The organism is Campylobacter sp. US50a, assembly GCF_004379015.1.
Classification (GTDB): Bacteria; Campylobacterota; Campylobacteria; order Campylobacterales; family Campylobacteraceae; genus Campylobacter_D; species Campylobacter_D jejuni.
Genome location: NZ_RYYJ01000024.1, coordinates 1 through 6,188, shown reverse-complemented (window position 1 = coordinate 6,188; position 6,188 = coordinate 1). Strand labels below are relative to the sequence as shown.

Here is a 6,188-nt window from a genome sequence, read left to right as displayed (position 1 = left end):
AAGGATTATGGATACTTAAAATAGCTTCTTGATCGATTAAAACATTAGGATGAAAATTAAAAGTTGTAGGGGTGCTTGGATGAGATGAAGCATTGGTTAAAGTATTTAAAGAAAATAAATCTTGTTCTAAACTTTCAAAAAAGCCTTCACATTCTATAGAAAAAAGCTCTTCAAGACTTTCTTGGATGAGGGCTTTAGTGATTTTAAAGGGTAGGGGATTTGAAGTAGAATTTGATATATTAAGACTCATATAAGAATTAAGGGACATTGATGATCCTTTTGGGTTTGTTGATGATTAATAGCTATAAGCTTATGTGATTTATTTTAGCATAAAGTGGGTAAAATAAAGTTTGTAGTATATTCTTTAATTATCTAAAATCAAATCATTTCTCATAAAAATATCGCCTGCAAGATTCTGCTAAACCCACTCCAAAAATTTGCCTAACTCCTTTTTTAGCCAGTCTTTCTTTATCATAAATCAAAGACCCAAAAGAAATGCTTACAAAAGGCACTTCCATATCAAACGAGCTTTTATTTTTATGAATAGGATTTTCACTATTAAGCGAAAAAAGTTGTTTTTTGCAATATTCTATCCATTTCATTTCTTGATTAGCATATTTGTTTTCATTGTGAAAGTATTGCACCTTGCATTTATTAGCATCTTTATCATCAAAAAGTTTAAGTTGCAGATAAAGCAGTTCTAAGTTTTGGGTATTCTTTTTTATATTATTGACAATGGATTTTTTTTCTTGTATTTGAGTATTAGCATCTAAATCTATTACAAAAATTTTATAGGCTTTAGTAAGAGTTTTAAAATGGAATTTTATATCTTTTAATATATCTTCTTTATCAAATTTTTCTATATCTAAAATAACTATAGGCTTGTCAATAAAAGCCATTTTTTTATAAGGGGTAAATTTTTGAGAATTAAAATAAGCAAAAAATACCACACCCTTATCTCTCCACTCGTCTTTGATGCTGTATTGATTTTTCCATCCACGACCTAACAATTCTAATCCACGAAAAGCTCTATTTTCTATAGTAGTATGGCGTATATATTCTTCTATATCTTCTTTAACATCAAAAACTAAATAAGATAAAATGATATAATTTTTATAGGATTCTTCTTGTTTTCTTACCTCATAATCAAAAACGATATTAAAATTATTTTTCAAAGCTTCTAGTTTTAACACCTCATTATCTTGCATTATTCCTTGTGCATAAGTGAAACTAAAAAACATTTTATCAATAAAAGCTTGCCCTTTTTGTTTATGCTTTTTTTGTATATTAAACATTGGAGCGTATTTTAAAACACTTTCATAAAAATTGTCTTCATTGAAATTTTCTCTGTCTATAATAAAGCTTATTTTATCTATAGTGCTCTCTTTACCCACATAAACATTTTCAAATACTATTTTACCCTCATCATCACTCATAGCCTTTGCCACCACTCTATCAAAGCGATGATTATAAACATAAATTTCCTTATTTTTTAAAGCTTCTCCATTCTTAGCAAGAAAGCATTCATTGATTTCTATTTTTATATTTAAGGCATTAGCTATGGGTTGTATTCTGATTATAGTTGGATTTTTTTCTTGAGCTTTTTTATAACTTTGCTCATCTTTATCTAAATAATAAGGAAAACTTAGCATCAAAAGAATGGTTTTAAAATAAGCACTATTAATATCACTTATTTCTTTACAAAGCTTTTCTGCTTCATCTTCATTTAACACTCTTAATTCTATATATTGATGAGTGATGAGATAATTGATGATTTTGTGCATTTTTTCATCTAATTTTTCCTCTAAATATTTCTCTTTGGCTTCTTGTTTTTTTTAATTCCTCATCTTCATCGCCAAAAATTAAGTCATTAAAAAAACCTGCTACAAGTGTTCCCACCACTGCACCCACCACTGTCCCAACAATAGGAAAGCTCGAGCCTATAGCTGCTCCAGTTGCTGCACCTGCGGCAATACGAGAAATGAAAGAAATTCCAATTTCTATAGTATTTATAGCTATTTGCGATGTTGCTAGTGCTCCAATTGCTGTTTCAACAGCAATTTCACCAAAAGCTCTTGTGTTAGATTTATTTTCTGCTTTTTTATACAAATAACTTAAAATACCAAAATTACCCATAATTTTATATTTATAAAATGTTATTACTTTAGTTGAAACACTCTGATTAATCATATATTGTTCTAATATTTTTCCAGATGTTGCTCCAGTTATTGACATACCATAAGAAGCAAGTGTTCCAATGTTCCCAAAATCTCTTATATTTGCAGAATTTTGATTTAGTGCAAATTTATCATCTATCTTTTTTCTGATTTCTAAACTTCCATAAATGGTATTGTTATTTTCCATACTCATTTTTATCCAATCTTATCTTATCAATTTCTTTAAGATCTATATTGTAATACTGCTCAAGTTGAAATAACCCATAGATAGCAGCAGCTTTAAGATATTTATTATTCTCACAACTAATAAGATAATTTATAAGATGACTTTTTGTAAAATTTGCAAGTTCATTAAAATTTGTATTAGCGGATTCAATAAAACCATATAATTCCTTACCATTACAATTTAATGAAAGAATTTTAGCTATTGATGACATTGTTATGCCGAGATAAAAATTAGACTCCATACCGATAACATAACTCCCAGATTCTAATATTAGGTCTTTTCCTATATATTTTTCAATATATAATTTATAATTATTATCGATATACATTCTTTTCAAATTTAAAGAACGATATAGCCTTTTTGTAAAAAATATAATTGCAAATACGATAACAATCATAACAACATAAGCTTTCCAATTATCGACTTTAAATTTATTTCCACTAACAAACAGCAAAAAACATACAAATATAATAAAACCAAAATAACTACCATAAGCCCAAAATATCATAAAAGTAACTTTTCTTTTTAACTCCCAAATGATTTCATCTTGAGTGTCTTGTTCTTTGATTTCTGTGTTATTGTTTGTTTGGCTCATTTTTATCCTTATTTAATTCTCAATTCCTCAATTTTTAAAAAGTCCAAATCAAATCGTGGTGAGATTTTACTATGCCTACTCTTAAAAAATTCATAGTTTTTCAAATCAATTTTGCTTAAATATTCTTGCGTTTGGGGTTTTATTATTGCATACAATTCTTGGATATTATTGCTTCTGAGTGGATCTAAAAACGAATATGCATTATAAATTTCCTCGCCAAATTTAGATATAGTTACACTATCGGCATAAATAACAGTAAATGTGTGTGAAAGATAACAAAAATAAAAACTTCCAATCTCAAAAATTTTATCTTTGCCTTACAATAAGGTCTTTATCTGTGGCATAAATTTCTTTTGTGTTGAGTGTTCGCAAAATTTCCATAAGATAACCAAACATAACAATCATAAATATAAGGCTTATTATAGTATTTATAAAAAAGCAGAAATTGATGACGGGTTTGAGTGTTTCAAGTATAATGATGTAAACTAGGACAGGGAAGCATTTAAATAGAAAAGTAATGCTTTTATGATTGTAAATAATATTTATGCCAAAGCTTCAATAGTCAAGAAAGGACTAAAGCATACTTTAGCTATGAAATTAACCGCCAAAGGAACAAACCTTGCAGTCATACAAAAAAATTAAAGCATGCAAATCTAAATACAACAACTATACACAAAAGCTGATTATAATTATTTTTATGTCAAAAATCCTATAAAATATATTTCTTTTACTTTTTATTGCTCATCTTTTCTAATAAATTTTCTAAAATAAGTTAGTCTTCACGCCGATTTTTCATCCTGGTTGATTGTATTAAAGTGAGTAAAATTTAATTATTTCAACTAAGTCTATTTTTGTTTAAAATATTGCGCATATTCAAAGGGTCTTTCTTTCAGTTTAAAATAAAATTTATTATGAAATTGGGTTGTAGTATTTAAAGTTTTTTGAAGAGCTCCTAAAGAATATTCTAAAGCCCCATTATATATTATCTCTTCTTTTTGTAAATAACCCACAGCATATTCCAAAGGAGAGATATTTGAGAAAAATAATTCAATAAGATTAAAATTTAAATGATTATTTGCTTCTACATAAAAAGAATGATTTCCATGTATTTTGTAGGTAGCTAAATTAAAAAATAAATTATTTTTATCTTGATATAAACCTATATCATAAGCAATGATAAATTTTCTCAAACTCCATACAAGATAAGAATAAAATAAATCATCGCTAAAATCTACTACTTCATAGTCATTTTTTTGCACCATTTCATCTAGCATTGAAATTAGTTCAAATTTATTTAAATTTTTATTTTCGATATAGTAAAGTTTAATACCATGAACTTGATTAATTTCATTAATATAAGAAGTTAAAAATTCAATATTATCTTTATAAAGTTTTAAGAAATATTTTTTTAATTCTAAATTATCTATAATTTTATAGGGGTTATTTTTGAAGAAAAGTTCTTTAAGTCCTTCAAAGCAATTCTCACCAATATTAAAAGCTTTAAAAATGATATTTTTTTCTTTGATTATAATTTTACCTAAATAAATGCTTGTTTCAAATTTGAAATTTCTCTTAAGATTATATTCTTTTTTTAAGAATTCTTCATCAAGTCCTTTTATACTCATATCACTTTGCAAGCCCAAGTAAATAGTTTTATCTTCTCTTATATTGGAGATATAATCTTTAAGCGGTATTTTTATAGTTTTCATTATTTTCCTTGATTATAAACTTCTACCTATGAGGGTTTCTACATATCTTGGATCTCTTTCATTGGGCTGAATTTCATAGGCATCTTGTATAGCACCTATATTGCAACCTACTAAATAATTCTCACTAGGATCGCAAATTCTACTAAATTTATCAAAAATAATTTTCTCATTGATATAAGCTTTTTCAGAATAAAAAACATATCTGCCTAGAGCATCCATATTGTGATTATAATATTTTTCTATATAAAAATGCCTACATTCGTGAAAAACCGTTTTTGCAAATTCTTTAAAATAAGCTTTTAAAATGTATTGATTTAATCTGACCTTATTTTCTTCATAAGCTCCAAATGATAAAGATCCGCTAGGCTTTTGGCTATAAAAGACTACATTTTCTAAAGGTAAATTAAATTCTTTACAAAGAGTTTGAGTTAAAGCTTTTAGAAAATCTTTACATTCTTTAAGATCTCTGTTTTTGTTATTTAAAAGCTCTGTGTGGAATTGTTTAAAACTTTTACCATTCTTATACTCTAAAGGTAAAATTTTATTAATTATGGTGCTAATATATTTGCCATCTCTATCTTGAAGATAATTTCCTTTATCTTTTTCTGATATACTTGTTAAAAATTCCTTATTGATTAAATCAAATCTATAGTATATATAAGCGATTTTTCCGGCAAATTGAGGATAGGTTCTGAGATAGGTAAAAAAGTCTCTTTTTTCTTGATTTTTTAAATTTGCCCTTAAAAACCAATTTGCCTCTTCAACACTATCGATTGATTTTTGTCGGTTAAGATTATATACATTAAGGGCTTTTAGCTCCTCTCTTGTAAATAATTCTTTCACCCTATCATCTCTACCAGAGCCAACTTTAAAACTCATATCTATGATTTTATAAGCATCATTTAAATTAGGAAGTCTTTTAAATTTATTTTTATCTTCATAAGCAAAAACTAAAGCATAATATTTATCAAATTCTTCTTCATTAGCCCTTGTTAGAGGTAAACTAAAGCCTATTTTTTCAAATTCTTCATCTTTTTCCTCATCATCCATTTCCCAGCATTCATGAAAATATTTACTTTCGTCTTTTAAAAACTTTATATCTTTAAATTCTAAATGCTCTTTACCTTCTAAAATTCTTTGAAGTCTTGCTTCATTTTGAATTTGAGCTAAAGCCCAAACGATATTTACATCATCTTCTAAACCATCAACTTCGCATTCTACATAAGTCCCTGGTGCAAAATTTGCCTTTTCATCGATAATAATCCTTACACTTTTTTCAGCACTTACCACATCTTCATCTTCATCGAGTTCCCATTCTATTTCTTTTATGAAATTTACTTTAGATTTCTCTTGCTTAGGATACTCTACTCTTAAAGAAACAATTCCTTCCTTCTCATCTTGTATAAACTTAGCTTGCTTACTTAAATCCTCTAATAACTGTGCTTGTGCCATACCTATGCTACCACTACTGCCAAACTCTC

General features: G+C 27.0%; 5 protein-coding genes and 2 pseudogenes. 1 reads left to right on the top strand and 6 read right to left on the bottom strand.

The annotated features are described in order from the left end of the window. The 4 genes and pseudogenes from ELQ11_RS09295 to ELQ11_RS10390 all read right to left on the bottom strand — a co-directional run. A pseudogene (locus ELQ11_RS09295) lies at positions 1-268 on the bottom strand (hypothetical protein); the annotation flags it as partial. Between the two features lie 115 nt (positions 269-383). Beyond that, positions 384-1,784, bottom strand: a complete 1,401-nt coding sequence (locus ELQ11_RS09290; protein ID WP_126267991.1) for a hypothetical protein — start codon at positions 1,782-1,784, stop codon at positions 384-386. Between the two features lie 4 nt (positions 1,785-1,788). Next, positions 1,789-2,370: a hypothetical protein gene (locus ELQ11_RS09285; RefSeq protein ID WP_126230068.1), complete on the bottom strand. Its 582-nt coding sequence runs from the start codon at positions 2,368-2,370 to the stop codon at positions 1,789-1,791. Next, entirely contained in the window at positions 2,354-2,998 is a 645-nt protein-coding gene (locus ELQ11_RS10390) for a hypothetical protein (protein WP_070261730.1), read from the bottom strand. Before ELQ11_RS10390 ends, ELQ11_RS09285 begins: the two co-directional genes overlap by 17 nt. 475 nt (positions 2,999-3,473) lie before the next feature. Here ELQ11_RS10390 and ELQ11_RS10495 point away from each other — a divergent pair. Further along, a pseudogene (locus tag ELQ11_RS10495) lies at positions 3,474-3,681 on the top strand (tyrosine-type recombinase/integrase); the annotation flags it as partial. A 162-nt stretch (positions 3,682-3,843) separates the two neighbouring features. On the opposite strand, the gene ELQ11_RS09270 reads toward ELQ11_RS10495, so the two are convergent. Both ELQ11_RS09270 and ELQ11_RS09265 read right to left on the bottom strand, forming a co-directional pair. Further along, positions 3,844-4,707, bottom strand: a complete 864-nt coding sequence (locus ELQ11_RS09270; RefSeq protein WP_044261321.1) for a hypothetical protein — start codon at positions 4,705-4,707, stop codon at positions 3,844-3,846. Positions 4,708-4,719: 12 nt separating this feature from the next. Further along, a partial coding sequence (locus ELQ11_RS09265; protein ID WP_134225293.1) for a hypothetical protein occupies positions 4,720-6,188 on the bottom strand: 1,469 nt, incomplete at its 5' end.

What these genes read in the sequence shown, in the direction of transcription:
- ELQ11_RS09270 (WP_044261321.1), bottom strand. Translation starts at nt 4,707, where the DNA reads ATGAAAACTATAAAAATACCGCTTAAAGATTATATCTCCAATATAAGA.
- ELQ11_RS10390 (WP_070261730.1), bottom strand. Translation starts at nt 2,998, where the DNA reads ATGAGCCAAACAAACAATAACACAGAAATCAAAGAACAAGACACTCAA.
- ELQ11_RS09290 (WP_126267991.1), bottom strand. Translation starts at nt 1,784, where the DNA reads ATGCACAAAATCATCAATTATCTCATCACTCATCAATATATAGAATTA.
- ELQ11_RS09285 (WP_126230068.1), bottom strand. Translation starts at nt 2,370, where the DNA reads ATGAGTATGGAAAATAACAATACCATTTATGGAAGTTTAGAAATCAGA.